Origin of the sequence: Kitasatospora sp. NPDC057542, assembly GCF_042801945.1 — a bacterium.
Taxonomy (GTDB): Bacteria; Actinomycetota; Actinomycetes; order Streptomycetales; family Streptomycetaceae; genus Kitasatospora.
This window is the reverse complement of sequence record NZ_JBHVFE010000701.1, coordinates 1-3,075: the sequence shown is the minus strand read 5'-3', so window position 1 is coordinate 3,075 and position 3,075 is coordinate 1. Positions and strand designations below refer to the sequence as shown.

Here is a 3,075-nt window from a genome sequence, read left to right as displayed (position 1 = left end):
CCCACAGTCTTTGCGGCGTGGCAAACTCCGGCGGGCGAGATCCTGCCCTACAGTTCCACTCGACGGAAACCCGGCGTCCGGGCCGGCCACAGGCCTTCTCGGAAGGGGCCGACAGCCGCCGGGGCAAGAAGAAGAAGTGGGGCGGGTGGGACTCGAACCCACGACCAAGGGATTATGAGTCCCCTGCTCTAACCGGCTGAGCTACCGCCCCGGTTCGCCGCGCGCGCCGGTCGTCGGCACGGCAGCAGCAGACGGCCCAACGAGGCCGTCCCGGGCAGCATAGCCGGTCGATCACCCGTGGTGCGCGCCGGGGGGCAGACCTGAGTGCGCGACGGTGCGCGCCTCCCGGGCGGCGCAGCCCGGGTGGCGGCGGGGCACCCGTTCGGGGCAGCCTGGGCGGATGACGAAACGTGGGACGGGGACGGCGGCCGCGGCGCTCACAGTCGTGCTGGCCGCGGCGGGCTGCACCACCGCGGCGGGGCCGGGCGGGGGCGCCCCGACCGTCACCTCGGCGCCGCCCACCGGCGTTTCCGCCGACAGCCACGGCTGGAACCGGCAGCGGCTCAAGGGTGCGGCCGGCCGGCACACCGGAGTCACCCGCACCGCCAAGCCCACCGTGCTCAACGGACTGGTCGGCGCGGTGTTCACCCGCAACGCCGACGGCGACCACTTCTGCACCGCCAGTGTGGTCGACAGCGCCGGGCTCAACCTCATCGTCACGGCCGCCCACTGCGTCTGGGACCCGAAGCTCGGCCGCCGCAGCGACCTGGTGTTCGTCCCCGGCTACCGCAACGGCGACACCCCCAGCGGCGTCTGGCCGCTGCTGGCCGTCACCGTGGACGACGGCTGGAGCGACCACGCCGACCCGGACATGGACGTCGCCTTCGCGGTCGTCCAGGCGCAGAACGGACGGCAGGTCCAGCAGGTGCTCGGCGCCAACCGGCTGGGCGTCAACCGCGGCTACCGGCTCCCGGTGAAGGTCACCGGTTACCCGAGCAGCAGCGAGGTCCCGATCACCTGCGCCAACACCACCACCCAGCAGAGCCCCACCCAGGTGCGGATCGACTGCCCCGACTACACCGGCGGCACCAGCGGCAGTCCCTGGGTCACCGACTTCGACCCGGCCACCAGGACCGGCACCGTGGTCGGCGTGATCGGCGGCTACCAGGAGGGCGGGAGCACCCCCGGCACCTCGTACAGCAGCTACTTCGGCGACCGCGTCCAGGCGCTGTACGACCGCGCCACCGGCTGACCGGCAGCGGGCGGGCACCGGCAGTGGCGCCGCCGGGCACCGGACTGGTAGATCTTCCTCACGAACGGCGGAACGCACGGCCCCGGTGCCCGCCCCGAGGAACGAGACGGAGCCCCGATGGCCTCCCGCCCGGCACTGCCCGCGCGCACGGCACGAACGGCCGCGCTGTCCGCCCTGCTGCTGGCCGCCGGCACCGCCTGCGGCGGGCAGGACGGGGCGCCCACGGCCGAGGTCGCGCAGCAGAGCCTCGCCCGGGACCGGATCGGCACTCTCTCCGTCCGCACCGCGGACGGCCCGCGGGCCTGCACCGCGAGCGTGGTGCACAGCCCCCGGCGCAACCTGCTGGTCACCGCGGCGCACTGCGTGCAGAACCGCCGGATCGGCCTGCTGGACGGCCTGGTGTTCACCCCCGGCTACCGCAACGGGTCCACCCCGTACGGGACCTGGCCGGTGCAGGTGATCACCGTGGACCCGCGCTGGGCGGCCGACGACGATCCCGAGTACGACGTGGCGTTCGTCACGGTGGGCCCGGTCGACGGACAGCAGGTCGAGGACGCGGTCGGCGGCAACCCGATCGGCACCGGCCAGGGCTTCGGGCTGTCCGTCTCGGTCACCGGCTACCCGAACGAGAGCGACGAGCCGATCACCTGCGCGGTCCGGACCGGCTCGCAGAGCGCCACCCAGGAGCGCTTCGACTGCGACGGCTACACCGACGGCACCAGCGGCAGCCCGTGGGTCACCGCGAGCGGCGCGGTGGTCGGCGTGATCGGCGGCTACCAGGAGGGTGGGGACTCGCCCGGCACCTCGTACAGCATCACCTTCGACGAGCGGGTCTCCGAGCTCTACCGGAGGGCGACCGTCTGAACCAGGAGCCGGCCCGGGGCGCTGCCGGGCCCGCGGGCGGTGTCGCGTACGTCACGCCGCGAAGCCGGACGGCGACAACACGAAGGCCCCCCGGTCGACCGAGGGGCCTTCGCTCTGAGCAGTCACCGGGCGGACCCGGTGCAGCTCCCGCAATTGGACTCGAACCAATAACCTGCCGATTAACAGTCGGCTGCTCTGCCAATTGAGCTATGCGGGATCGCAGTACTCAACTTCCGTACCACGGACGGGAGCAGAGCCCCGAAGGGCCTTCTCCCGAGCTCCCCCAATTGGACTCGAACCAATAACCTGCCGATTAACAGTCGGCTGCTCTGCCAATTGAGCTATGGGGGATCGGCTCCCGCCTCGGCCCCGGTTCCCCGGGCTCCTCGGCGCTCGCTGCGGGACATACATTAGCGCACTCGGGGGGGTGGTCCGCCAATCGCTTTCCCGGGTTGCCGCCGGGCTGCCGCCCGGCGTGCCCCGTACGCGCCCGGCGCGCGCCCGGCGACGAGGCCGGGGATGCTGGGGCGCAGACGGTTCGCCGTCCCGACGGACGGGTAGGGCAATGCGGCAGAAGCCGCCAGGAGAGGGTGGATCCGACCATGTGGAAGCTGTCGTTGGCCGCGGGTTTCGCGGCCGGCTACGTCCTGGGCTCGCGGGCCGGGCGCCGGCGCTACGAACAGATCGCCAAGGTCACCCGGCAGATCGCCCGGAACCCCACGGTGCAGGGTGCGACCGACCGGGCCCGGCAGCAGGCCGGGGCGGTGGCCGGGAAAGCGGCCGGCGCGGTCGCGGACCGGGTCGGCGACCGGCTGCCCAACGCCGTCACCGACCGGGTGCCGTACTTCAACCGCTCCCGGGCGGGGGACGACGGCTGGGGCACCTTCCGCCCGTGACGGGGTGCCGGGCCGGGAAGGCGAGCGGCGACTTCATCCGCGGGATCGGCGTGCGCTTCAAGG

At 73.2% G+C, this 3,075-nt stretch carries 3 protein-coding genes and 3 tRNA genes; 3 read left to right on the top strand and 3 right to left on the bottom strand.

What is annotated here, in order from left to right; translation table 11 throughout:
* Positions 1–137: 137 nt before the first annotated feature.
* Positions 138–211: transfer RNA gene (locus tag ACFU7Y_RS42330), tRNA-Ile, on the bottom strand.
* 189 nt (positions 212–400) lie between these two features.
* On the opposite strand from ACFU7Y_RS42330, the gene ACFU7Y_RS42325 reads away from it, so the two are divergent.
* Positions 401–1,252 (top strand): trypsin-like serine peptidase, encoded by an 852-nt coding sequence (locus tag ACFU7Y_RS42325; protein WP_380771757.1) that lies wholly within the window; start codon positions 401–403, stop codon positions 1,250–1,252.
* A gap of 117 nt (positions 1,253–1,369) precedes the next feature.
* On the top strand, positions 1,370–2,116 hold the full coding sequence (locus ACFU7Y_RS42320; RefSeq protein ID WP_224284672.1) for a serine protease: 747 nt from the start codon (positions 1,370–1,372) through the stop codon (positions 2,114–2,116).
* Between the two features lie 144 nt (positions 2,117–2,260).
* Here the strand turns inward: ACFU7Y_RS42320 and ACFU7Y_RS42315 are convergent.
* Together ACFU7Y_RS42315 and ACFU7Y_RS42310 are read right to left on the bottom strand one after the other, a co-directional pair.
* Positions 2,261–2,333: transfer RNA gene (locus tag ACFU7Y_RS42315), tRNA-Asn, on the bottom strand.
* Positions 2,334–2,394: 61 nt separating this feature from the next.
* Positions 2,395–2,467: transfer RNA gene (locus ACFU7Y_RS42310), tRNA-Asn, on the bottom strand.
* Positions 2,468–2,706: 239 nt separating this feature from the next.
* Between ACFU7Y_RS42310 and ACFU7Y_RS42305 the strand changes: the two genes are divergently transcribed.
* Positions 2,707–3,012 (top strand): hypothetical protein, encoded by a 306-nt coding sequence (locus ACFU7Y_RS42305; RefSeq protein WP_224284673.1) that lies wholly within the window; start codon positions 2,707–2,709, stop codon positions 3,010–3,012.
* Positions 3,013–3,075 lie beyond the last annotated feature (63 nt).